The 22,464-nt window shown below is 52.2% G+C and carries 22 protein-coding genes and 1 pseudogene; 10 read left to right on the plus strand and 13 right to left on the minus strand.

What is annotated here, in order from left to right:
- Positions 1-216: 216 nt before the first annotated feature.
- The gene (locus tag ACOTXC_RS00395; RefSeq protein ID WP_421767284.1) at positions 217-1,680 is read left to right on the plus strand and encodes a mannitol dehydrogenase family protein; all 1,464 of its coding nucleotides are present in this window, start codon (positions 217-219) and stop codon (positions 1,678-1,680) included.
- 44 nt (positions 1,681-1,724) lie between these two features.
- Here ACOTXC_RS00395 and ydfZ read toward each other — a convergent pair whose 3' ends face one another.
- Positions 1,725-1,928, minus strand: coding sequence for a putative selenium delivery protein YdfZ (gene ydfZ / locus ACOTXC_RS00400; protein ID WP_003857405.1), 204 nt, complete (start codon positions 1,926-1,928; stop codon positions 1,725-1,727).
- A gap of 287 nt (positions 1,929-2,215) precedes the next feature.
- Here ydfZ and ACOTXC_RS00405 point away from each other — a divergent pair, with 287 nt between their 5' ends.
- Positions 2,216-2,647: a universal stress protein gene (locus ACOTXC_RS00405; RefSeq protein WP_023300013.1), complete on the plus strand. Its 432-nt coding sequence runs from the start codon at positions 2,216-2,218 to the stop codon at positions 2,645-2,647.
- A gap of 35 nt (positions 2,648-2,682) precedes the next feature.
- On the opposite strand, the gene ACOTXC_RS00410 is transcribed toward ACOTXC_RS00405, so the two are convergent.
- Together ACOTXC_RS00410 and ydfG are read right to left on the minus strand one after the other, a co-directional pair.
- A complete protein-coding gene (locus ACOTXC_RS00410) occupies positions 2,683-3,369 on the minus strand; it encodes a GntR family transcriptional regulator (RefSeq protein WP_003857403.1) in 687 nt (228 codons plus the stop codon).
- A 90-nt stretch (positions 3,370-3,459) separates the two neighbouring features.
- Entirely contained in the window at positions 3,460-4,206 is a 747-nt protein-coding gene (gene ydfG, locus ACOTXC_RS00415; protein ID WP_022647991.1) for a bifunctional NADP-dependent 3-hydroxy acid dehydrogenase/3-hydroxypropionate dehydrogenase YdfG, read from the minus strand.
- 143 nt (positions 4,207-4,349) lie between these two features.
- Between ydfG and dcp the strand changes: the two genes are divergently transcribed.
- Positions 4,350-6,383, plus strand: a complete 2,034-nt coding sequence (gene dcp, locus ACOTXC_RS00420) for a peptidyl-dipeptidase Dcp (protein WP_421767285.1) — start codon at positions 4,350-4,352, stop codon at positions 6,381-6,383.
- A gap of 297 nt (positions 6,384-6,680) precedes the next feature.
- Here dcp and ACOTXC_RS00425 read toward each other — a convergent pair whose 3' ends face one another.
- The gene (locus tag ACOTXC_RS00425) at positions 6,681-6,788 is read right to left on the minus strand and encodes a YnaM/YnfT family protein (RefSeq protein WP_022647993.1); all 108 of its coding nucleotides are present in this window, start codon (positions 6,786-6,788) and stop codon (positions 6,681-6,683) included.
- A 208-nt stretch (positions 6,789-6,996) separates the two neighbouring features.
- A complete protein-coding gene (locus ACOTXC_RS00430) occupies positions 6,997-7,224 on the minus strand; it encodes a hypothetical protein (protein ID WP_071881491.1) in 228 nt (75 codons plus the stop codon).
- Positions 7,225-7,373: 149 nt separating this feature from the next.
- Here ACOTXC_RS00430 and ACOTXC_RS00435 point away from each other — a divergent pair, with 149 nt between their 5' ends.
- On the plus strand, positions 7,374-7,538 hold the full coding sequence (locus ACOTXC_RS00435) for a YnfU family zinc-binding protein (protein ID WP_213083702.1): 165 nt from the start codon (positions 7,374-7,376) through the stop codon (positions 7,536-7,538).
- A gap of 248 nt (positions 7,539-7,786) precedes the next feature.
- Here ACOTXC_RS00435 and ACOTXC_RS00440 read toward each other — a convergent pair whose 3' ends face one another.
- From ACOTXC_RS00440 to ACOTXC_RS00450, 3 genes are all read right to left on the minus strand, one after another.
- Complete coding sequence (locus ACOTXC_RS00440) at positions 7,787-8,005, minus strand: cold shock domain-containing protein (protein ID WP_022647994.1); 219 nt, start codon at positions 8,003-8,005, stop codon at positions 7,787-7,789.
- 367 nt (positions 8,006-8,372) lie between these two features.
- Positions 8,373-9,062 (minus strand): SOS response-associated peptidase, encoded by a 690-nt coding sequence (locus ACOTXC_RS00445; RefSeq protein WP_023306122.1) that lies wholly within the window; start codon positions 9,060-9,062, stop codon positions 8,373-8,375.
- A gap of 263 nt (positions 9,063-9,325) precedes the next feature.
- A complete protein-coding gene (locus ACOTXC_RS00450; RefSeq protein WP_006808847.1) occupies positions 9,326-9,565 on the minus strand; it encodes a DinI family protein in 240 nt (79 codons plus the stop codon).
- Positions 9,566-9,890: 325 nt separating this feature from the next.
- Here ACOTXC_RS00450 and ACOTXC_RS00455 point away from each other — a divergent pair, with 325 nt between their 5' ends.
- Complete coding sequence (locus tag ACOTXC_RS00455; protein WP_045621679.1) at positions 9,891-10,310, plus strand: translesion error-prone DNA polymerase V autoproteolytic subunit; 420 nt, start codon at positions 9,891-9,893, stop codon at positions 10,308-10,310.
- Position 10,311: 1 nt separating this feature from the next.
- The gene (locus ACOTXC_RS00460) at positions 10,312-11,580 is read left to right on the plus strand and encodes a Y-family DNA polymerase (protein ID WP_032671166.1); all 1,269 of its coding nucleotides are present in this window, start codon (positions 10,312-10,314) and stop codon (positions 11,578-11,580) included.
- 79 nt (positions 11,581-11,659) lie between these two features.
- Here the strand turns inward: ACOTXC_RS00460 and ACOTXC_RS00465 are convergent.
- Positions 11,660-11,764, minus strand: a pseudogene (locus ACOTXC_RS00465) (ASCH domain-containing protein); the annotation flags it as partial.
- 117 nt (positions 11,765-11,881) lie between these two features.
- On the opposite strand from ACOTXC_RS00465, the gene ACOTXC_RS00470 reads away from it, so the two are divergent.
- Complete coding sequence (locus ACOTXC_RS00470; RefSeq protein ID WP_023300017.1) at positions 11,882-12,643, plus strand: OBAP family protein; 762 nt, start codon at positions 11,882-11,884, stop codon at positions 12,641-12,643.
- A 74-nt stretch (positions 12,644-12,717) separates the two neighbouring features.
- On the opposite strand, the gene ACOTXC_RS00475 is transcribed toward ACOTXC_RS00470, so the two are convergent.
- From ACOTXC_RS00475 to ACOTXC_RS00485, 3 genes are all read right to left on the minus strand, one after another.
- Complete coding sequence (locus ACOTXC_RS00475) at positions 12,718-16,026, minus strand: autotransporter outer membrane beta-barrel domain-containing protein (protein WP_421767286.1); 3,309 nt, start codon at positions 16,024-16,026, stop codon at positions 12,718-12,720.
- Between the two features lie 333 nt (positions 16,027-16,359).
- Complete coding sequence (locus ACOTXC_RS00480) at positions 16,360-17,325, minus strand: magnesium and cobalt transport protein CorA (protein WP_022648001.1); 966 nt, start codon at positions 17,323-17,325, stop codon at positions 16,360-16,362.
- Positions 17,326-17,446: 121 nt separating this feature from the next.
- A complete protein-coding gene (locus ACOTXC_RS00485) occupies positions 17,447-18,304 on the minus strand; it encodes an alpha/beta fold hydrolase (RefSeq protein ID WP_038415997.1) in 858 nt (285 codons plus the stop codon).
- Positions 18,305-18,672: 368 nt separating this feature from the next.
- Here ACOTXC_RS00485 and ACOTXC_RS00490 point away from each other — a divergent pair, with 368 nt between their 5' ends.
- Positions 18,673-19,038 (plus strand): hypothetical protein, encoded by a 366-nt coding sequence (locus tag ACOTXC_RS00490; protein WP_023300020.1) that lies wholly within the window; start codon positions 18,673-18,675, stop codon positions 19,036-19,038.
- A gap of 10 nt (positions 19,039-19,048) precedes the next feature.
- Entirely contained in the window at positions 19,049-21,145 is a 2,097-nt protein-coding gene (locus ACOTXC_RS00495) for a pyrroloquinoline quinone-dependent dehydrogenase (RefSeq protein ID WP_022648004.1), read from the plus strand.
- Positions 21,146-21,220: 75 nt separating this feature from the next.
- On the opposite strand, the gene ACOTXC_RS00500 is transcribed toward ACOTXC_RS00495, so the two are convergent.
- Positions 21,221-21,811 carry a DUF4142 domain-containing protein gene (locus tag ACOTXC_RS00500; protein WP_063849247.1) on the minus strand — a complete coding sequence of 197 codons (591 nt, stop codon included), beginning with the start codon at positions 21,809-21,811 and terminating at the stop codon, positions 21,221-21,223.
- 250 nt (positions 21,812-22,061) lie between these two features.
- Between ACOTXC_RS00500 and ACOTXC_RS00505 the strand changes: the two genes are divergently transcribed.
- Entirely contained in the window at positions 22,062-22,340 is a 279-nt protein-coding gene (locus ACOTXC_RS00505; RefSeq protein ID WP_003857380.1) for a DUF1471 domain-containing protein, read from the plus strand.
- Positions 22,341-22,464: the final 124 nt, after the last annotated feature.

Raw genomic sequence — 22,464 nt, forward strand, 5'->3', positions numbered from 1 at the left:
CATCTTGTGTTACCTGTCACACAACTTTTTACTGATGTCACACCACATGGCGAAAAGTTAATGTAAATCAAGATCTGAAAACGATGTATCAGTATGGTTAATGGCAGCGTTTTTTGACTCCGACTGCCATTCTAGTTGGTGTAGTCAGCAGGCGCTGCCGCTCTTAAAAGGAAGCGGCAGTGGATCACAGCTTTCATTAATTAACGAGTCTCAATCATGGAAAACCGGTTATTACAGGCGAAGGCAACGCGTCCTCAATACGATCGCGACAGCCTCAAGGCACGCATTGTTCATTTAGGTTTTGGCGCGTTTCACCGTGCGCACCAGGCGGTGTACACCGATATACTCGCCGCAGAACAGGGCAGCGACTGGGGTTACTGCGAAGTTAACCTGATTGGCGGCGAACAGCAGATCGCCGATCTGAAGGCACAGGATAACCTTTATACCGTGGCAGAGATGTCTGCCGATGCGTGGACGGCGCGCGTGGTCGGCGTCGTCAAAAACGCGCTGCATGCGCAGATCGACGGGCTGGAAACCGTGCTGGCTGCGCTGTGCGAGCCGCAGGTCGCCATTGTTTCCCTGACCATCACCGAGAAAGGATATTGCCACTCCCCGGCAACCGGACAACTGATGTTCGATCATCCGTTAATCGTTGCAGACCTGCAAAACCCGAATCAGCCTAAATCTGCGCCGGGCGTGGTGGTTGAGGCGCTGGCGCGTCGCAAGGCGGCGGGGCTACCGGCATTCAGCGTGATGTCATGCGATAACATGCCGGAGAACGGCCACGTGATGCGCAATGTGACCTGTGCCTACGCGCGCGCTGTTGACGGCAATCTGGCGGACTGGATCGAAGCGAACGTCACCTTCCCGTCAACCATGGTGGACCGCATTGTGCCCGCCGTCACGGCTGATACGCTGGATAAAATCGAACAGCTGACTGGCGTACGCGATCCGGCAGGTGTCGCCTGCGAGCCGTTCCGCCAGTGGGTGGTGGAAGATAATTTTGTTGCCGGACGCCCCCAGTGGGAAAAGGCCGGTGCGGAGCTGGTTTCTGATGTCATTCCGTTTGAAGAGATGAAGCTGCGAATGCTTAACGGCAGCCACTCGTTCCTGGCCTATCTCGGCTATCTGGCCGGTTATCAGCACATTAACGACTGCATGGAAGATGAACATTATCGCGCAGCCGCGCATGCGCTGATGCTGATAGAGCAGGCGCCGACGTTGAAAGTGCGGGGCGTGGATTTGGGGCGTTATGCCGACCAGCTGATTGCGCGTTACAGCAATCCGGCCCTGCGTCACCGCACCTGGCAAATCGCCATGGACGGTAGCCAGAAATTGCCGCAGCGCATGCTCGATTCCGTGCGCTGGCACCTTGTCCACCAGAAACCCTTCCCGCTGCTGGCCCTGGGCGTGGCGGGCTGGATGCGTTATGTCGGCGGTGTGGATGAGCAGGGTAACGCGATTGAGGTGAGCGATCCGCAGCTGGCGGTGATTCAGGCGGCGGTAAACGGTAGCGCTGAAGGTGAAAGCCGCGTTAGCGCGCTGTTGGGCATTGAGGCTATTTTCGGTAACGAGCTGCCGAAGGACACGGTATTCGTGGCTGCCGTCATGCAGGCCTATCAAACGTTGCTGCATAAAGGCGCGAAGGCCACGGTTGCTGAGTACGCAGCCCGGCTTTAACGCTTTGACATGCCGCCGTTCGCGGCGGCATGTCGGGGCACAGCTTAGTGCATCCCCAGGCGAATCAGCTCAATCGGTTCGAACTTACCTTCGCATCCTTCCACTTCAACCGTTTTACCACGACGCACCTGCTCGGCATTAAGGCCGTCGCTGTGGATCGCTTTAATCACGCCGAACTGACCTGTGCCGCTAATCATGACGCGGCTGCCAGTGGTGATTGCATTTCGGTTACGGTCGTATGTCATCATGGTATTTTCTCCTCTCGCACTTATCCGTTACGGCGCTAATTCAACGGCTGCCGTTCACGGGGCACTATTAATACGCCTCTCTTAAACGAAATTATTTGCTTTTGATCAAGCTCACACTTTTTTCTTATTTCCTGATGGCGTTGACGGTTCAGGACACCGCTTTACAAAGCGGACAGTTATTTTCCTTAATTGATAGTTTCCAGACGCAAGTGTTTAGGCTTTGTTTATATCCACAATGCCATTCTGGAGGCAGAAAATAACCCTTCATCGGAAAAGGAGTCAGGCTTATGTATAAGAAAATTTTGATGCCTGTTGACGTGTTTGAAATGGATCTAAGCGATAAAGCGGTACGCCACGCGGTCAACCTCGCGAAATCGGAAGGCGCGACGATCACCCTGGTCAACATTCTCCCTAACAGCAGTCGTTCGTTACTGCGGGGGTTCAATGCCGATATTAAGAAGTTCGAAGAGTATATGACCGCCGAGTCGGATAAGAAGATGAAGGCACTGAAACGGCTCTTTGATATGTCCCCGGAAAATATTGATTGTGAAGTACGTTTCGGCAACGTACGCGATGAAATCATCCAGCTCAGCAAAGAGGGGAAATATGACGTTATTGTTATCGGATCAAGAAACCCGAGCATGACAACACATCTGCTGGGCTCGAATGCTGAAACTATCCTGCGCTACGCCACTATTCCGGTATTAGTGGTCCGCTAATCACTTCGCCGCAACCGAAAGGGGGCGGCGAAGCTTTATTCTTCGCTAAACCACTCGCGGTTTTCCTGACGAATTAACTGAACTGACTCGCTAATTTCCTGAAGGTGAAGCGTCATCGCTTTATCTACGGCTTCCACGTCGCGTTTTTCCAGTGCGCTGAAAATATCGTGATGCTGGCGCAGCAACATCTCTGGCGGAGAAACATGGTCGAGGCTCATGTAGCGCACGCGGTCGATGGTAGCTTTGATGTTTTCGACGGTATCCCACGCGAGCTGGCACTCGGCGATCTGCGCCAGTTTCTGGTGAAATTCGTCGTCCAGCTGGAAAAAGTCGTTTAACTGTTTGCGGTCGATGGCAATGCGTTGCTGATGCAGGTTTTGCTCCAGCAGGTAGCACTGGTTATCGTTGATGAGCGACGCGGCGCGACGCACAACGGCGCACTCAATGGCCTGGCGAACAAAACAGCCATTCCGTACCTGCGAAAGCGAAATTTTATTTACATAGCTGCCGCGCTGAGGGCGGATCTGGATAAGGCCGTTTTCTGCGAGCTTAATAAACGCCTCGCGCACGGGCTGACGGGAAACGTCAAAACGTACCGAAACCTCTTTTTCTGAGAGTGGCGTTCCCGGTGGGATCAGGCAGCGAACAATATCACGGCGTAAGATGCGATAAATTTGCTGATTTACAGGCTGGGTAGGATTAAGTTGCGATTCAGCGGCCATGGGTTGTGATTTCTCAGAGAGTTAACCTGAACATACTACCATTCTTTTACCCGTCATCACATACCCGGCCCGCAGGCCGGGAAGGGTGAATTACCCGCGATGCACGCTGAGTCCGGCATAGGTCTGGCTGACGGGCATCATCTCAACCGTGTTGATGTTGACATGCTTCGGCAGCGTCGCGACCCACCAGACGGTTTCGGTGATATCTTCCGGCGTCAGCGCATTCGCATTTTCATAGGTTTTATCCGCTTTCGCGTCATCGCCTTTGAAACGCACGTTGGAGAATTCCGTTCCACCGACCAGGCCCGGCTCAACATCGGTCACGCGGATCGCGGTACCGTGCAGGTCGGTGCGCAGGTTCAGGCTAAACTGGCGTACAAAGGCCTTGGTTGCGCCATAGACGTTGCCGCCCGCGTAAGGCCAGCTGCCTGCGGTGGAACCGATATTAATGATATGACCACGGTTACGTTCAACCATGCCCGGCAGCACGGCGCGGGTCATGTACACCAGGCCTTTGTTGTTGGTGTCGATCATGTTCTCCCAGTCTTCCACGCTGGCTTTGTGGGCAGGCTCCATGCCCAGCGCCAGGCCAGCGTTATTGACCAGCACGTCGATTTCACGCCATTCGGCAGGCAGGTTGGCAATCATCTCTTCAATGGCGGCGCGGTTGCGCACGTCCAGCTGTGCGGTCAGGATGCTGTCGCCCAGCTCGTCTTTCAGCTCCTGGAGACGCTCCTGACGACGACCCGTTGCAATCACCTTATGTCCGTTGGCGACGAAGCGACGCGTGATGCTTTCACCAAAACCTGCTGTCGCCCCGGTAACTAATATAATCATCTCACTGTTCCTCAACGCTTTTTGTGTTGTACTACCATAGCACGCTCTCGGGCGGGTCGTTAAGGCAACATTTGTATGACGCCATTGCAGGCCGGAGCAGGCTGGCCTACTCTGGTGAGAAATACCGTGCTCAGGAGTAAACGATGTCGGTCAACAACCCTTTCTTTGACGTTAGCCTGCTGCCTTATCAGGCTCCGCGTTTTGATGTGATAGAAGACAGCCACTATCGCCCGGCGTTTGATGAAGCAATGCGCCTCAAGCGTGCAGACATTGACGCGATTATCGCGCAGAGCGCCGTGCCGGACTTCAACAACACCGTGCTGGCGCTGGAAAAAAGCGGGGCCATGCTGTCGCGCGTCAGCAGCGTGTTCTTCGCCATGACGTCCGCACACACCAACGATTATCTTCAGGCACTGGACGAGCAGTTCTCCACCGAACTGGCCGGGCTGGCGAACGATATCTGGCTAAACGATACGCTTTTCGCCCGCGTGGAAGCCGTCTGGCAGGATCGCGACACGCTGGATGCCGAATCCCGCCGGCTGACGGAGGAGACGTATCAGCACTTTGTTCTTGCGGGCGCGCGTCTGAACGCCGATGAAAAAGCCGAGCTGAAAGCCCTGAATACCGAAGCCGCCACCCTGACCAGCCAGTTCAACCAGCGCCTGCTGGCGGCGAACAAGGCGGGAGGGCTGGTGGTGGATGATGTTCACCAGCTTGACGGACTCAGTGCGGAGGAGATTGCTGCCGCGGCTCATGCTGCCGCAGAAAAAGGGCTGACGGATCGCTGGCTGATCCCGCTTCTGAATACCACGCAACAGCCCGCGCTGGCGGCGCTGTCTTTGCGCGAGACCCGTAAAAAGCTGTTTAGCGCGGGCTGGGAACGCACTCAAAAAGGCGACGAAAACGATACGCGCGACCTGATCCTTCGGCTTACCGCGTTGCGGGCAAGACAGGCGCAGCTGCTCGGCTTTGACAACTATGCCAGCTGGAGCATTGCCGATCAAATGGCGAAAACGCCGGATGCCGCGCTCGAATTCATGCGCGGGATAGTTCCTGCGGCGCGCAGCAGGGCCGCGCTGGAGCAGGCGGATATTCAGAAGGTCATTGACGACGAGCAGGGCGGTTTTACGGTGCAGGCCTGGGACTGGGCGTTTTATGCCGAACGCGTGCGTTCAGCGAAATACGCGCTGGATGAGTCGCAGATCAAACCCTATTTCGCGCTCAATACCGTGCTGGAAGATGGCGTATTCTGGACCGCCACGCAGCTGTTCGGTATCCGCTTTGTCGAGCGTTTCGATATTCCGGTTTATCACCCGGACGTTCGCGTGTGGGAGATTTTCGACCACACGGGTGAAGGCATGGCGTTGTTCTACGGCGACTTTTTCGCGCGTGATTCCAAAGCGGGCGGGGCGTGGATGGGGAATTTTGTTGAGCAGTCTCACGAGTTTGCCGCGCGTCCGGTGATTTATAACGTCTGCAACTATCAAAAACCAGCGAACGGGCAGACCGCGCTGATCTCCTGGGATGATGTGATTACCCTGTTCCACGAGTTTGGCCATACGCTGCATGGCCTGTTTGCCAGCCAGCGCTATGCCACGCTTTCAGGCACCAACACGCCGCGTGATTTCGTTGAATTCCCGTCGCAGATCAATGAACACTGGGCCAGCCATCCGCAGGTGTTTGCGCACTTTGCCCGCCATTATCAAACCGGCGAGCCGATGCCGGATGCGCTGCGGGAAAAAATGCTCAATGCGACCCAGTTTAATAAGGGTTATGACATGACGGAACTGCTGAGCGCCGCGCTGCTGGATATGAACTGGCACGGCATTCATGAGCCCATTGAAGACGTGGAAGCCTTTGAAGCCGCCGCGTTGAAAAAAGAAGGGCTGGATCTTCCAGCCGTACCGCCGCGCTATCGCAGCAGCTATTTTGCCCATATCTTCGGCGGCGGCTACGCGGCGGGCTATTACGCCTATCTCTGGACGCAGATGCTGGCGGACGATGGCTATCAGTGGTTTGTCGAGCAGGGTGGTTTGACGCGCGAAAACGGACAGACATTCCGCGAGGCGATTTTGTCGCGCGGCAACAGCACTGATTTAGCTGAACTTTACCGGAACTGGCGCGGGCACGATCCGAGGATCGAACCGATGCTGGAGAATCGTGGATTGAGTGTTTAAGGGCTTTTTAGTGTGGAAACAGAACCGGGCGTGATGCCCGGTTATTTGTTCGATTTTTTCTTCCCCGAAACTCCTCCAAATTCCTCCCCAAAATGAATCCTTAAATTCTGCGAAATTTGCAGGATAACTTTCTTATGGCTGACCCTATATATCAGGGCGAACGACTGGGCAGCTTCCTGCTGCGCCAATGGAGAGGGAATTAATTGTGGAACGTACCCGGGGCTGGAGTGGCGCTGCCTGCGAGGAAAGGTGAATAGGCTGCCCAGTAAATAAAGAGGTTATGGAAACTTGAATACATTACAGTTCATCAGGATTGTTCGATACGCTGATCCCGATCTTGATCAGACTTAAAATCATCAATGCCAGTACCATTGCCACGATAGTAGAGATGATAAGCGTTGTCATAAAGGCCCCCTTTGTGAGTATATCTTTTAGACTGTTTGAATCAAAAAATGTTCCGAGTCCTAAAAAATATATGACATTAGACAGGAATGTATCGTCTGCTAAATGAAAAAAAAGCCTACGCCAGGTAGGCAATACTGATAATTCCTAATTGTTTTAATAATGCTTGTTACTAAAGGTTATCTGCAGTGTTGGTAGAAGATATTGAAGCTTATAGATACTTCCTGGCTGCATCTAATATTTCCTGAGATGTAAGCTCTCGATCTGATGCAACATAGATAACTTCATGGTCACCTGTTAAAGAGGGAAAACCGGCTGACATTATCGGAAGGTTTATCCCTTCTCCATTAGGGTATTGTTCGCGTATTGATGTCACGCCCTTAAGTACGGTGATTACTTTACCTGGTTTACCATTAAAGAAAATAATTACTTTTTTCATGTATCACCATGTATTTCAGGGGGTTTTATGGCCCGGGGTTGTTCGAAAGGGGTTGATTTATTGACGTTTAGTTACCTCTTTCGAAATTAAAACAAGCAATATTCTGCCTTAACGTGTACTGTAGCAGTCCATTTGTACTGGAGAAGCTTATGTCTGCACGTAAAAACACGCAATTCCGCCGAAATTATTTAGTCAAATGCCCTTGTCCAAACTGCACAAGAGACTCGGAGCATAGTTACAATCGTGTACAAAAGGGAGCTCAACTGGTTTGCCCTTACTGCAACGCGTTGTTCAAATCCCCTCAACATTACTAAAAAATCTCATATAATAACTAAGAAGTGATGCTTTTGGAGGCTGCCTAACCTCTTACGCACTTTAATATTTTATAAGCAGTTAGTTTCTGCTTTGAGACTATTCATGCAGCAGTCCTGCATTTCATCACATCGGTCAGCAAATTTGACGGTGCTGTAAATATGCTGGCCTGTTGTAATGATATTCGCAAACGATAAATGACGCTTCTGATTATTTAATTCACAGAAGCTTAAGCGGTCATTGAGGGGGGTTATTTATCGCAAAGCGTAACATTTGCAGCTGTCGGACCTTTGGTACCGGCAATGACAGCAAATTTAACTTTTTGGCCTTCAAAAAGAGTTTTGAATGTCTCTCCCTGTAGAGAAGAAGAGTGAACAAGGATATCTTTACTTCCATCGAGTGGGGAGATGAAGCCAAAGCCCTTATCATCGTTAAACCACTTAACAAGACCTATCATTTTTGATGACATAAAAACTCCACTTGAACACTTAAAAGTTACAAGTTCATGAAAAGAAACGCATGATGGCATACGTATGGACTCAAGAGGAGGGGATATCAGAGATAGCACCTGGTTATGAGGACTACTTTGGAAAAGTCAGATTCACATTGCATCGAACCAACCGCATCATTAAGGCACGTGTAGATCTTTTAAGCAAATCTTATTTTAGCCATCTGGGAGGCCATACAGATTAGATTAGCCAATCCAAATTTTTCCTGTGTCGTCAAATTTGATTTATAGCAAGGAAATAATTTGTCCCGTAAAATGACAGGAGTTGTCAAAGGTTTTGACTTCAATAGAGGGAAGGGTTTTATTATCCCATCTAAAAAGTGCAGGTCTAACTAAGATCAGATTTGATTTCTATTTGCTCTATCAAATTCCTCCCCTGGTTTTTTACATTTCCTACTGTACGCGTTACCGCATGCCAGACGAACTTATCGGTGGGCACTGCACCATCTGAAGCTATCTCTTCAGCTTCTTTCCCGCCAACATGCTGTCGCATCCACTCGCGTGCCGCTTCTGGTGACAAAACCAGTGGCCTGCGGTCATGAATGTCGACGAGGCCTTTATCAGCCGCAGACGTCACAATCAGAAATCCCTCGGCTTCATCGCCGCGCTCAAACGGTGTGCTTCCGATCGCCGCCATAAAGATTGGCTGACCGTCGGCCCGGTGGATGAAGTAGGGTTGTTTCTTGTCACCTGACTTCTTCCATTCGAACCATCCATCGGCAAAACAGATCGCCCGGCCATGTTGCCACAGAGGTTTAAACATTCTGCTGGTGGCCGCGGTTTCTACACGTGCGTTAATCAGTGGTGCTTTGTCCCACCATCCAGGTGCGTAGCCCCAGAACACCGGATCGAGGTGCAGTAGTTCGTCGCGTTCGCTCAGCAGCAGGACTTTGGTACCGGGCGCGACGTTGTACCGACCAATGGGGGCCGGGTCATACGCGATGTCGCGATCGCCTTCGTCGGCAAGGTAGGCCAGGTATTCTTCACGGGTTTGGGCTTGTGCAAAGCGTCCACACATAGAAACCTCCAGTCGGATGTCATACTCAAAGTATAGGGCAGGGATAAGATGACTTGATCGACATGCAAAAGCTGTATCTTGTACAAGATAACGCGAGAAAATGGGCAGAAATTCCGGGAGGCGTTTTTATCTTGCGGGCACGATCCGAGAAATGAACCGATGCTGGAGAACCGCGGGTGAGTGATTAAAGGCATTACTGGCTGAAAACAGAACCGGGCATTGCGCCCGGTTTTTCCCCGGTGGGCTGGTATTTGTTAACCTTGTTACTCTTGCGTCAGCCACATGTCCGACTCTTCAAACATTTCCTCAAGCATACGGTTCAGCTTTTCCCGGTCGCTTTTGCTGGCATCGCTATTCAGGCCATTCGCCTGCATTGGCTTAACCGTCACGCTGGCATCAGGAAAAATCCGGTGCACACGTTTTGTCAGTTCAGCCAGAATTATCTCCCTGGCTCCCTCCAGCCCCTGTACGTTTCGCTTGTCATAAACCAGTTCAACAAACATTATTTTTTCCCTATGAATATTAATTGTGCGATTCTGTCTGCACGTAAAAATACTACTGTATATGGGTACAGTCAAACGGCATTCCGGCTAAAGAAATGCCATGCCGCCCTTCACCTTGTTTATGTTGATGACAATCTATTCATTTAGCCTTTAAAACGAGCAGTCGAAGCGTTTAATCGTAAATTTACAAAAACCATAATTTGAAGCCAGAGAGAAACTTACAAACGAAACGGTGAAGGTTTAAACAGTCGCTACGGTTCAGCTGCCTTGCGCGTGCTTCAAAACAAAACTACTGTATATAAAAACAGTATTAGAGGTATGCGTAATGGAATTTATCAGACCTACAGAACTGCGTGAGATTATCGCGCTTCCACTTTTCAGTGATTTAGTTCAGTGCGGATTCCCAAGCCCGGCTGCCGATTATGTGGAGCAGCGCATTGATCTTAATGAACTTCTGGTTGCCCACCCCAGCTCGACGTATTTCGTTAAAGCCGCGGGTGATTCAATGATTGAAGGGGGAATAAGCGACGGCGATTTACTGGTGGTCGATAGTTCCCGAACGGCTGAGCACGGCGATATCGTCATCGCCGCGGTGGAAGGGGAATTCACCGTTAAGCGCCTGCAACTGCGGCCTAATGTTCAACTCAATCCGATGAACAGCGCTTATTCACCGATTATCGTTGGCAGTGAAGACACGCTGGACATTTTTGGTGTGGTCACTTTTATTGTTAAATCGGCCAGCTGATATGTTTGCGCTCTGTGATGTGAATTCATTCTATGCATCATGCGAGACGGTATTCAGGCCAGATTTGAGAGGCCGACCGGTGGTTGTCCTCTCAAATAACGACGGTTGCGTGATAGCGCGCAGCGCAGAGGCCAAAGCCGCTGGCGTTACCATGGGGGCGCCATACTTTAAGCAGAAAGACCTGTTCCGGCGCGCCGGCGTGGTTTGCTTCAGCAGTAACTACGAACTTTACGCTGACATGTCCAGCCGGGTAATGACCACGCTGGAAGAAATAAGCCCTCGCGTCGAAATATATTCCATTGATGAGGCCTTTTGTGATCTCACCGGGGTTCGTAATTGCCGGGACCTGACTGATTTTGGCAAGGAGATCCGCGAAACGGTTTTGAAGCGTACGCACCTGAGGGTCGGCGTTGGCATAGCCCAGACGAAGACGCTGGCGAAGCTGGCAAATCACGCGGCGAAGAAATGGCAGCAGCAGACGGGTGGGGTGGTTGATTTATCCAATATCGACCGCCAGCGCCGGTTGTTGGCTATCGTGCCTGTAGAGGACGTATGGGGCGTGGGCAGGCGCATCAGCAAGAAGCTCAATGCGATGGGTATCAAAACGGCGCTGGATCTCTCAGAGCAGAGCACGTGGATTATCCGCAAGCACTTCAATGTAGTGCTGGAGCGAACGGTCCGGGAGCTGCGCGGCGAGCCGTGCCTCGATCTGGAAGAGTTTGCACCGACAAAGCAGGAGATCGTCTGTAGTCGGTCATTCGGTGAGCGCGTGACAGAATACGAGCAGGTGCGCCAGGCTATATGCAGCTATGCGGCCCGTGGCGCTGAGAAGTTACGTGGCGAGCACCAGTATTGCCGCTTTATCTCGGCGTTCGTAAAGACCTCTCCGTTCGCTCTGAACGAACCCTATTACGGCAACAGTGCCTCAATGACGCTTCTCACACCCACTCAGGACTCCCGCGACATTATCAACGCCGCGGTAAAGTGCCTCGACAAAATCTGGAAGGAGGGCCACCGCTACCAGAAAGCCGGCATTATGCTCGGGGACTTCTTCAGCCAGGGCGTTGCCCAGCTCAATTTGTTTGACAATAGCGCGCCGCGTGCCGGAAGTGAAAAGCTGATGGAAGTGCTGGATCGTCTGAACGCGAAAGATGGAAAGGGTACGCTTTATTTTGCCGGGCAGGGCATACAGCAGCAATGGCAGATGAAGCGTGAAATGCTTTCGCCGCGGTATACGACCCGGTATTCAGATTTACTGAGAATTCGATGAATGTTAATGGCTGTTTTGTGCCAGAAGCGGACATTGATATAAATGGCAATTGATCAAACGCCAGCCCCTTTACTTTGTCCTACAGGATCTCAACCACTTCAAACTCTTCTGCGATCAACTCCATATCTTCAGAAAAATGGCCTTCGCGGCTGAAAAATCTCTGATGCTCTTTCTGCCAGTATTTAAATGGTGTTCTTAAACGGAACGTACGCCAGTTTGCCGGATGGTTTAATAAAAACTCTCCTGGCGTGTCTGCGCGAATGTACTACTTTCAGTAAAGTGACTTTTACAGGGAGGGTCAATGAAACCATTATCGCTTTTATTATTGTCGAGCCTGACGTTAGTGGGTTGTGGCGCGAACAATACCCCTTCAAATACGCCTGTTCCGGGTGTAAAAACCTCCGTCGGGACGAGCACGCTTGAAGCCGGTGCTCAGCTTATCCAGTCCCGTCCGCCCATTGATGCAATGAGTGCCTACCTTGACGGTTTCCATTTTTATAGCGGGGATAAAAATGGCCAGATGGAAGCCCATCATTATGTAACCGTGTTGAATGAAGACGTGATGCAGGCGGTGATCTACGACGGTAACACCAAAGATGCCCGTTTAATGGGCGTTGAGTACATCATTAGTGAGCGTTTGTTTAACACACTGCCGCCGGAAGAAAAAAAATTGTGGCACAGCCATCAATATGAAGTGAAATCCGGCAGCCTGATTGCTCCAGGTTTACCTGCAGTGGCTGACAAAGCATTGATGAGCAAAATTGTGAATACCTACGGCAAGACCTGGCATACCTGGCACACCGACCGCGATAAAAAGCTGCCGCTCGGCATTCCGGCACTGATGATGGGCTTTACCGGGGAAGGGCAGTTAGACCCTAAACTTCTGGCGGACAGAGATCGACGCTTTGACGTGAGCACGCAAGCCATCAAAGAAGAACGTAAGGATATTGTGGCGCACCCAGTTGCTAAGGGAGCGGATGCCTGGCAACGTGGTGAAGAGATCCAGCTTAAGCGGGTTAAAGGTTCAGGTGAGCATGGCCAGGGCGACACAAGCCATTTTTGATATCAAAAGCCTTCAGGAATACCCCGGCAACGCCGGGGACAGGGCCAGTCCTATTATTTTCTCGTCCTCAGGCATCAGAAACGCCAGGTGGCTGAAAGATTACCTGCAATCGAGTCATAGCCAGAACGAAACATTTCGCTTTCAACCCCGATGCCCAATTCGACATCAGCGTTGATTTTATAGCTCATACCTGCCTTAACACCCAGAGTGTCACGACCAGTCACCTGATTCCTGGAACTAAACCCTGTGCTTCGATAGTTGGCGAAAGAGGCTTGTTGCACTACGTTGCCATCAAGCAGTTCATGATCCCAGCTGAGCTGCAGCTCAGCTGCGAACGATGCCCCTGAAGCGAGGGGTACATTCCAGTTACCATTCACCCCGATACGTGATCTCAGAGAATCGAAGGTCTGCGAACCCAGCATCAGTCGGCTGCCGTCATTGCCGCTTTCCTTCACGCCGGGACGATGTAATGTGGTGTAATTCAATGACGTTACCGGTCCGGCGTTCACATTATTATTCAGCGCCCATCGATAGCCTCCGCCGGCCGTAACAGAACCTGACAATCCGGTCCAGGTGGCATGGTGGCTTGCTCCGTAAGTTTCTACATTAATGTTTCTGTCCAGCCAGCTGTCTTCAATACCCAATCGGCCAGTGCCGAATAAATACATTCCTTCGGACCTTTCAGCGCCGTAACGAGCATGAACACCCAGATCGAAAGCAGTGGTTTTCCCGGTCGCGGTTTCTGGTGATTTCACCGTCACCGACTGACCGCTGACCGCACCATGAAAGCCATAAATCCAGTTGTGATTCTCATCGTTTTGTTTTTCAGCACCGAATACAATGCCATAACTGCTGGCGTCGTACCCTACACTGTCACCCTGACGCTGTTGCCAGAAGCCGCCGCCAAAGGGTATGGCAAAGCTGCGCCATTCGCCTTCCGTCAGTTGCTTCGGCATAACCACAGGATTTGGCCCGCCAACGATCCGCGCTATCTGCTGTTCACGCTGCAGGGAACTTGCGAACATGGCGCTGTAGGCGCCCGCAGAAAGTTGCGGCAAGGCATTGCTGATACTCCCGCCATCAGTGGCTGAGAAATCCAGAGTACGGTACAGCGGTTGTATATCCGACTTAGCTTCCGCCACAATTTTATCCAGCGCTTGCCCTACCTGACGCGCATTAGCGTCCTGCGCATACCGGCTGTATGCGTTTGAAGCGCGCAGCATTGAGAGCTGCCAGCCATTCTTTCCCTGTGGCGTTGTTTGCAGCGTTAGCGTGGGTGAACGGAGCACGCTGTTCACCGCACTGAAATTGCCGTCGGAAGCGTCCGTTTTTAGCAAATCTTGCGTATTCAGACGCCAGTTTGTTGCGTACCAGTCCGGCTGCGGCGCAAACGTCAGTTGACCGTCAAATTGTGCGTGACCGTCCACTCGCAGAGTATCATGCCTGCCGCGCCCGTCGACTTCCAACAACAACTGCCCGGTATTCCCCTGTTGATAAGCACCGGATATATTGATTTGCCCAAGTGAATTACCCGGCGCAAGGATCCCGTTATTTACAAAGCGGCCTTCCTCATTAAGCGTATAGCTGGCGTTGCCGGACAGGCTGGCACCTGGCGCGATAGTCATGCTGTAAATCTGGAAATCGCCATTAAGCGAGGTTTTCCCTCCGTGCGCGTCCAGTGCCAGATTATTGATACCTTCAATGTTTCCGCGGTACGTAAAGCTGAAATCAGCATCGGCAGCTTCCGTCGCTTGCCCGTACGCATTGGCCTTCCGACCGAAGGTAAGCAGCGTTAACCGCTGTTGGCCATAGTCATCCCGCTGGGCGTAGTCCGAATAAATATCACCCTCCAGCCGGGCACCCGTTAATATATTTATATTACCGACCAGCGCGTTCGGTGATATATAAATCGCCGCGCCTTTACCGGCAACCCGTCCGCTGATGTCGGCATTGTCTACCAGCGCTCCCTGCAACTCGGGTAATAACGCATCGTAATAGCCGTCCACGATATGAAGCCAGGATCCACGATAGTCCACCTCGTTACCCAGGAGGTTATTGCCAAAATCAAAACTGATACCGACGCCACTGGCTCCCAGTGCCTGAACGTCGCCACGTTGAATAAGGCTGTGCTGTTTACCGTAGGCAAACATCACTCCACGGCCATTAACGCCATCGGCGTATATCCGTACACCGGGATCGATGCTCAGGGTGTTATTTTGCCCATCTATACGGATGCCCGCGCCGCCAGCCCCTGACGTCAACAGGTCCGCTTGTTGAAAGATATGGTTATTACTGCCATACACATGCAGGCCAACTCCCAGATTAGCGGTATTGTATTGACCAGCCAGATAGCCATCCGCCTGCTGATTACGCTGAAAATAGCCATTGCGGTTAACGAGCGTTTGCCCGTTGCCATATAGCGAAAAACCGAAAAAGTTACGCCGGTCAATCTGATATCCCATATCCTGCAGCAACGCCAGTTCCGCTTCCATAAACGTGGTGTAATTGCGGTAGTTCTGATGGCTCATCATGCTGTTTTTCAGCTCGATATGGCTCATGTAGTTATCATCGACCGAGCCGTCGTCTGCTAACATTTTCACCGGCACGCCAGGCATGGCGCCTGCAAGGACTTCATCCACATGCCTGCCGGTGAAATAGCCTTTATCAAGCCGTACATCAAAGCCTTGTGGATCCCATCTGTTATTGCATCCATTACACAATATTACTTGCCCTGGCCGGGCAGGATTGCCACGGTCATCGCGCAGATGGCTGGTCCAGGAGCCAAAAGGCACGGTATCGAAAGCGGGCGTGAATGTGCCACTTCCTTGCAGATCGGTAACCATATTGGATATTCCCAGTCCATGTGCCAGCTCATGAACAGCGACGCTGACCAGATCGGCCTTTCCAGTGCGCGGCAATTGCGCGGGCACATAGGGAACGTTATCAAAATCCAGTTTGCCCATGATGAATTGGGCGTGGGAACCAAAGGTCAGCTCTCCGGTATCAATGCCGTTCAATGCGCCTTGCAACTGCGTCAGACTTATAATGCCGTCGGTAACTGAATCGCTGGAACCTGCGGCATTCTCGTCGTTAAACGTCCCCACATTGATAATGGCAGGCAGTTGCCCCGGGCTGGGGGTAATAACCTCAGCCCAGTAACGCATAGCATCGAGTATTTTTTCTTTTTGTTGCTGGCCAAGATCCCAGGTTGACTCAGACGCATTCGGCCAGTCCGGCATAAAGGGGCCGTCGGCAACATTAAAGAAACGCACTTCAAATACCGCAATATTATGTGGGTTATAGACCAGATAGCTTTCTCCTGCATACGGATTATTACTGACAAATAAACCCGTTAATGCAGCCGTCATAAAAACCCTTTTCATATTAACCATCCATGTGTGAAAAAATAATGTTTACGTCCGTAAATATAAATTCACATCTGAGCTCAATGAATCATAAACAAATATAATAATTATCGATGTGGTTTGATAATTTAGAATAACGAGTGACCTTGCCCTGTGATAGCCTCGTTTTTCAGGATTTTATAAACGGTGGAGCGGGCGATCCCGGATTGAGAAACCGGGTCCCGGTGAACAGGAATGTACCGACATATGCAGGGGAAATAACGGATAGGGTATGGTGTCGTGGCATAATCGACATAAGCGTGAGGCTTTACTGTACTTCACGACACCAAAAACTATCAGATCGCTTATCAATCAAAGCCAGCGAGAGCGTTTGAGCCGAAGCCACAGTAATACACAGGCTCCCAGCGTGACAGCGACCGTAGCCGGATAACCAAAGAGCGTCTTCAGTTCCGGCATATGTTCGAAGTTCATACCATACATGCTAAAGACTACCGTCGGGATCACGAGGATGGCCCCCCAACCGGCCAGTTTCTTCACGACTTCGTTTTGCTGCACTGAAACCAGTGCCAGGTTAACGTGCATCGCGCTGCTTAGCAGCTCACGCATGTCATTTACATCCGTTACTACATGGCTTGCGTGATCCTGAATATCTCTGAAATACGCCCTGAGGGGTTTTGGAATAAGTTCTTCATGAATGCGGATAAGCTCTGTACAGATTTCTTCTACTGGCTGAGCGGCGTTGCGAAGCCCGAGTAGATTACGGCGGAGGGAATACACGTCCTGAATAGCTTCACGGTCAAATTCACTGTGAAAAAGTGTCGCTTCTATATCACCAATTTTGGTGTTGAGGCGCGCAGTCAGCTCTGCATAACTGTCAACAATAAAATCCAGAATACAGTAAAGAGGATAAGCCGGACCGTACGAAAGCATGTCCGGGGCCTCAGCAGCACGGGCGCGTATAGGTGCATAGCTCACTGAAGCACCATGGCGCACCGTAATAAGGAAGTTTCGGCCCACAAACAAATGCGTTTCGCCAAACTCAATATTGTCGTCCTGTCCACTGACGGTTTTTACAACGATAAATGCCGAGCTGCCATAGCGCTCTATTTTAGGCCGCTGATGTGCATTAAGCGCATCCTCAACGGCCAGATCGTGCAGACCGAACTCCTCCTGGACTTTGTACATAAACGCAGGTTCAGGCTGCCAAAGCCCCAGCCAGATAAACGCATCGGTATCCTGGATGACTTCACTGATATCCTCAATATCTACGGTTTCGGCGGGGTGGCCTGAACGGTAGACCATACAGTTAACAATCATTTCCTGACTATCCCTTAAGCATGTGTCTAAGAAGCTTAACCATTTCCGTTAAATTTCCAAATTTTTATGCCGGCAGGTTTTAATATGTTGAATACTCAGAAAGGTCATGTTCACGCGTCGTTCAATCCGGGCACTGACTCTCCAGCCATTGACCGACGACGGGCCATAATTTCTCCGCACATCGCGTACGAAAAAATCCCATATGCCCAATGGACGAAAGACCAAACTCTGCGTGCCGTATCTCGCAGCGTTCTATTTTTGCTTGTTGCACCGGCTCCATCAGCCGCGCAATAGCTTCACGGTTAGCCCAGGGATCGTCATCAAATCCCATTACCAGCACGGGTAGGGTGATCTCACTTGCCCGTTGGCGTGCATTCCAGTGTGGATCATCGTAGAAATATCCAGGCATTGCGCTCCAGCGCCCCCATTGAAGCATGACTGGCGCCGGTAAATCTTCACCCAGCCCCAGGCGCCTGGCAGGCATGTAACCGAAGATACGGCACAGAATCGGAGCCAGAACACGTAATACGCACCAGACACGCACCTTTTCTGTAGTGCGTTTGATGGTGCTCGTCACCCCGGCATGTGAGGCTACAATGACCGCAGCTTGCAGGGCGTGGGTGGCTGTTGAAAGCAGAACGGCATGCCCGCCCACACTGTGTCCTACCGCCAACAGGCTAAGCCCTGGAAAATGTGCTTTAGCCCAGGCGGTTATACATCCGACGTCCTGGTCGATCCAGTCAGACATAGAAACGCGGTAAGTACGGACCAGCCCGGATTTAGAGAGGCCGGTGCCGCGATAATCGTATGTGAGGACGTTGAATCCTCTGTTAAAAAGATATTCTGCGAATCCCTTATAAAACCCCTGTACAACCGCCGTTGCCGGATGAAGGAGCACTATCGCTTTGGCATCGCTTCTTTCCCAAATTGTGGCTGCCAGAAATCCACCTTCATTGACGGGTATTATGACTGAACGCATTCATAGAGCCTTATTTATGTGGTCATACCAGTTATGCCTGAATTAAATCTAGCCTTTACTACCCCATCTGGCGATTTTTTTTTACACCCCAGCGTTCGTCCCTCGCTCAAAGCAGACAATAAACCTCGCCCGAGCGTTTTTAGCGAAACACACTGCCTTATGGGCTCAACGTGAGGAAGGGGACTCGCCGGATAAACGCCCCTTTAAAAAATCCTCTTCTATACTCAGTTACGTTTAGGGAAATATGCCGCCGTTTTTCACGTCGCGTTGTTTTAATAGCCATTGCACGCGCGAACAGCAGGGACATATATCCACGAAAACGCCTTAATGTTGGTCCATTTTGCATTTTTTAGAGGGGGATTCCTGGTATGTTGCATTCTCAATCTTCGCGCGTCGGCACTATTTTGCTGCTGTTGGCCGCGGTTATAGGCTTCGCGGTGGCGCTATACGCCTGGTGGACGCCGCTTACCGGCGTCACAGGCACCATTGGCGCACTGGGCGTGGCCATTGCCAGCGCGGTGCTGGCGATACTGATCTTTGTGTTACGTGCGGCATCGGGGCGCGGGGCGCGTGTTTTCCTGATTATTGTCACCCTGGTGGTGTTGGCGGGTATTGGTTTTGCCGCCGCGCTGCTGCACCAGTACATCATAACGGCAGCCATGGTGGTCGGCCTGATTGGTCTGATTATGCTGAGCAGCCATTCCGCCCGTTACAACCATTCCGTCAGAACCTGAGGAGCCGCCCGTGCATAACGATAAGCATTATCCCTTCATAAAAGTCAGCATGACGGCGCTGGCGCTGCTGGTCACCCCGTTCGCGCTGCAGGCGCAGGATAAAGCCGCTGAGGCCTCTCAGGGGACCCAGGAATCACTGAATATTGATGCGGCCGATCAGCAGGCGCCTGGAACCACAAAAACCACAGACGATGCCTCAACCGGTAGCGGTGACGGAAAGAAAGTCGCCTCGGCCAGCCAGCCAGCGACGCCGCTGGTGCCCGGCACGCCAACCTGGGACAGCTTCCACGGCCAGCTTAACGCGCAGAAATACAGCCCGCTTACCCAGATCACGGCGGATAACGTCAGTAAATTAACGAAAGTCTGGGAGTTCCATACCGGCGACGTCTCGGATGGTAAAGGTGATACGCCAGCGACCGTGTGGTCCGCAACGCCCATTTTCGCTAACGACACGCTCTACATCGGTACCCCTTTCGATCGCCTGATTGCGCTGGATCCGGGCACGGGTAAAGAGAAGTGGCACTATGACACCAAATCGTCGCGCAAGGCACTGACCCAGCCGGTGCTGAAAAACCGCGGCGTTTCCTACTGGCAGGCCAAAAATCCGGTGAAGGGAGAGGCGTGCCAGAAGATGGTCTATATGGGCACCGTTGACGGCAAGCTCTTTGCGCTGGACGCCGATTCAGGCAAACCGTGCAGCGGCTTTGCGGACAACGGGGTGCTGGATCTGAATCAGTGGAACACCGTTAACGCCAAGTATCCGCTCTCTGTCCTGCAACCGCCAACCGTCGTCGGCAACCATCTGCTGGTGGGTTGGGCCGGGAAAGACTGGGCCTATGCCGAAGCGCCTCCGGGTACCGTATTTTCTGTCAACGCCCAGACCGGCAAGCTTGAATGGACCTTTGAGGCGATACCGGCAGAGATCCGCAAGCGTACCGGTACCGCTAACGTCTGGACGCACATGTCCGCCGATGAGGCCAATGGGCTGGTCTATCTCCCGGTCTCATCGCCGTCTCCCAACTATTGGGGCGGCAACCGCGTCGACGCAATTCCGCTTGGCACCTCCACCACCGCGCTGGACATCAACACCGGTAAAGTGGTCTGGTCCCGTCAGTGGGTACACCACGACGTCTGGGATTACGACATCAACTCTGCCCCGACGCTGATGGATATCACCGTAGACGGCAAGCAGATCCCGGCGCTGGTTCAGGCCACCAAGCAGGGCTTCCTGTTTGTGGTTAACCGCCTGACCGGGGAGGACGTATGGCCAATCGAAGAGCGTCCGGTTCCGCAGGGTGATGGTTCGGTCCAGGGCGAAGTTCTCTCGCCTACACAGCCGTTCCCGACCAAACCTGCGCCGCTGCTCGACCAGTCGAAAAAGCCGGAAATCTGGAAGCTGGCGGATATCGTCGGTGGCGGCCAGTGCTCTCGCCTGTGGGATAACCTGACCTATGAGGGAATGTATACTCCGCCTACCACCAAAGGCGAAGGCACGCTCACCTATCCCGATAGCGCCGGCGGCGTGCAGTGGGGCGGGGTGGCGTTCGATCCGCAAAAACAGATCGCCATCGTCAACACCTCGCATATCGTTCAGTACGTGAAGCTCTACAGCCGTGAGGATTACGATAACGCGGACAAAGACTCCGGCAACGAAAGCGGCTTTGCCCCACAGGAAGGCGCCCCGTACGGTATGCGTCTGCTGGTGGCGAGCAACTGGCTGGGCATGCCGTGCTGGCAGCCGCCATTTGGCGAAATCGTGGCGATAGACATGCACACGGGCGATGTGAAATGGCGTCGTCCGGTTGGCGCCTCACAGCAGTATGGCTTCTTCATGCCGGAAAGCTGGGGTTCGCCTACCATTGGTGGCCCGGCAGTGACGGCGGGTGGCGTGATCTTCATCGGTGCTTCAATGGATGCCAAAGTGCGTGCCTACTCGGTAGAGAGCGGTGAAGAGCTGTGGTCCGATCAGGCAGAAGCTCCAGCGGTAGCGAACCCGTCCGTGTATGAATATAAGGGTCGGCAGTATGTGGCCTTCGTGGCTGGCGGGAACACGATCCTGAAGGATCAGGTAGGCGATCAGGTGGTTGTCTACGCGTTGCCGGAATAATTCATCAGGAAGGTGAAATAAGCGTGGGGCCTGCGGGCCCCACTTTATTTTGCAGTAGTCGTTTCACCGACGCACTTATTTATCGGCTGATGCGCCAGCACGCGTTGACATCTGCTCGGCGGACTTCAGATGCTGCTCAACGACTGGCGTGTGCTCGTTGGCCAGAGCCTTCACATCCGGATCGTCGATTTTACTGGCGTCGCTCTTAAGCTTCGACAGCACCTTCTCGTGGTCCTTCACGCCAGCATATTCCATATACATTTTGTCAAAAGCGTCACCGCGCTGGTTTTCAAGCCTTGAGTTCAGGGCTTTATGGGCGGCGTCTGGCTCGGTCGGCAGCTCTACGCCCTTTTTCTGGGCAACGGCCTGCACTTTGGTCAGGGCGGCGCCGTGGTCGTCGACCATTTTCTGGGCGAATGTTTTCACTTCACTGGTCTGGGCCTTGTCCAGGGCGAGCCTGGCGGCGGCGACTTCGTTGATATTGGCCTGCGCCATGTCCTTCAACGCTTTCTCGTCGCCGGAGCTGAGTCTGGCGTCCGATTGAGCCTGGCCCGCAGCGTTAGTTTGCGCGGCGCTTGTCGTCTGGGCTTGTACGCCAACGGTGCTGAACATTGCTGCAACTGCTGATACGGCTAGCAGCCTTTTCAGGGTTTTACTCGTGTGCATATTGTTCTCCTGATGGTCATGGTACAGGTAAGTTTCGGTTACCTAACGCGCAACCGGGCAGATAAATGCTAACTGCACAGGTCAGTATAGTAGATGAACCTGCTGTAATCGCAGGTTGCGTCAGAGAGGGCAGGTAATAATGCTCAATAAGGCGACGCTTATCGCTCAGTCTCTCTACGACAATGGCACGGATCATTCCCATATTTGATGCTAATGTTAAATAGATAGATTTATTAACAGGAGGAATGATATGAAAAAAGCACTATTAGGGAGTGTATTGGCTTTAACAGTTGCAAGCTTTGGCGCATCTGCGGCAGATATGATTTCCAAAGATGAAGCGCACCACTTCAAACTTGAATACCTGGGCAATGTATCTGTAGGGGCTTCAGGTGGACAAATTTCTTCACCTTCAGATCTTCATCAAAAACTCTCGAAACTGGCAGATGAGAAGGGCGGGAAATACTATGTCATCATCGCCGCTCGAGAGCATGGCCCTAACTTCCAGGCCGTAGCAGAAGTCTTCAAATAATCTTTCCGAATAACGCAGAAACCCGCTCATGGCGGGTTTTTTGCTTATAGGGAGCAAAAAAAATGCCCCTGGTGCGGGGCGAGTTTGAGTCAAATCTTTTCTTATGTTTATGTGCTCTAAGGCG

The sequence above is a fragment of the Enterobacter cloacae complex sp. IR5428 genome, assembly GCF_049238585.1.
GTDB classification, from domain to species: domain Bacteria; phylum Pseudomonadota; class Gammaproteobacteria; order Enterobacterales; family Enterobacteriaceae; genus Enterobacter; species Enterobacter intestinihominis.

Excerpts from the sequence above, each read along its gene's own strand:
- ydfG (WP_022647991.1), bottom strand. The coding sequence starts at position 4,206 with ATGATTATATTAGTTACCGGGGCGACAGCAGGTTTTGGTGAAAGCATC.
- ACOTXC_RS00500 (WP_063849247.1), bottom strand. The coding sequence starts at position 21,811 with ATGCACACGAGTAAAACCCTGAAAAGGCTGCTAGCCGTATCAGCAGTT.
- ACOTXC_RS00450 (WP_006808847.1), bottom strand. The coding sequence starts at position 9,565 with ATGTTTGTTGAACTGGTTTATGACAAGCGAAACGTACAGGGGCTGGAG.
- ACOTXC_RS00430 (WP_071881491.1), bottom strand. The coding sequence starts at position 7,224 with ATGAAAAAAGTAATTATTTTCTTTAATGGTAAACCAGGTAAAGTAATC.
- ACOTXC_RS00485 (WP_038415997.1), bottom strand. The coding sequence starts at position 18,304 with ATGCGTTCAGTCATAATACCCGTCAATGAAGGTGGATTTCTGGCAGCC.
- ACOTXC_RS00405 (WP_023300013.1), top strand. The coding sequence starts at position 2,216 with ATGTATAAGAAAATTTTGATGCCTGTTGACGTGTTTGAAATGGATCTA.
- ACOTXC_RS00480 (WP_022648001.1), bottom strand. The coding sequence starts at position 17,325 with ATGATTGTTAACTGTATGGTCTACCGTTCAGGCCACCCCGCCGAAACC.
- ACOTXC_RS00455 (WP_045621679.1), top strand. The coding sequence starts at position 9,891 with ATGGAATTTATCAGACCTACAGAACTGCGTGAGATTATCGCGCTTCCA.
- ACOTXC_RS00440 (WP_022647994.1), bottom strand. The coding sequence starts at position 8,005 with ATGTCATCAAAAATGATAGGTCTTGTTAAGTGGTTTAACGATGATAAG.
- ACOTXC_RS00460 (WP_032671166.1), top strand. The coding sequence starts at position 10,312 with ATGTTTGCGCTCTGTGATGTGAATTCATTCTATGCATCATGCGAGACG.
- ACOTXC_RS00470 (WP_023300017.1), top strand. The coding sequence starts at position 11,882 with ATGAAACCATTATCGCTTTTATTATTGTCGAGCCTGACGTTAGTGGGT.
- ACOTXC_RS00445 (WP_023306122.1), bottom strand. The coding sequence starts at position 9,062 with ATGTGTGGACGCTTTGCACAAGCCCAAACCCGTGAAGAATACCTGGCC.
- ACOTXC_RS00475 (WP_421767286.1), bottom strand. The coding sequence starts at position 16,026 with ATGAAAAGGGTTTTTATGACGGCTGCATTAACGGGTTTATTTGTCAGT.
- ACOTXC_RS00425 (WP_022647993.1), bottom strand. The coding sequence starts at position 6,788 with ATGACAACGCTTATCATCTCTACTATCGTGGCAATGGTACTGGCATTG.
- ACOTXC_RS00505 (WP_003857380.1), top strand. The coding sequence starts at position 22,062 with ATGAAAAAAGCACTATTAGGGAGTGTATTGGCTTTAACAGTTGCAAGC.
- dcp (WP_421767285.1), top strand. The coding sequence starts at position 4,350 with ATGTCGGTCAACAACCCTTTCTTTGACGTTAGCCTGCTGCCTTATCAG.
- ACOTXC_RS00410 (WP_003857403.1), bottom strand. The coding sequence starts at position 3,369 with ATGGCCGCTGAATCGCAACTTAATCCTACCCAGCCTGTAAATCAGCAA.
- ACOTXC_RS00490 (WP_023300020.1), top strand. The coding sequence starts at position 18,673 with ATGTTGCATTCTCAATCTTCGCGCGTCGGCACTATTTTGCTGCTGTTG.
- ydfZ (WP_003857405.1), bottom strand. The coding sequence starts at position 1,928 with ATGATGACATACGACCGTAACCGAAATGCAATCACCACTGGCAGCCGC.
- ACOTXC_RS00435 (WP_213083702.1), top strand. The coding sequence starts at position 7,374 with ATGTCTGCACGTAAAAACACGCAATTCCGCCGAAATTATTTAGTCAAA.
- ACOTXC_RS00395 (WP_421767284.1), top strand. The coding sequence starts at position 217 with ATGGAAAACCGGTTATTACAGGCGAAGGCAACGCGTCCTCAATACGAT.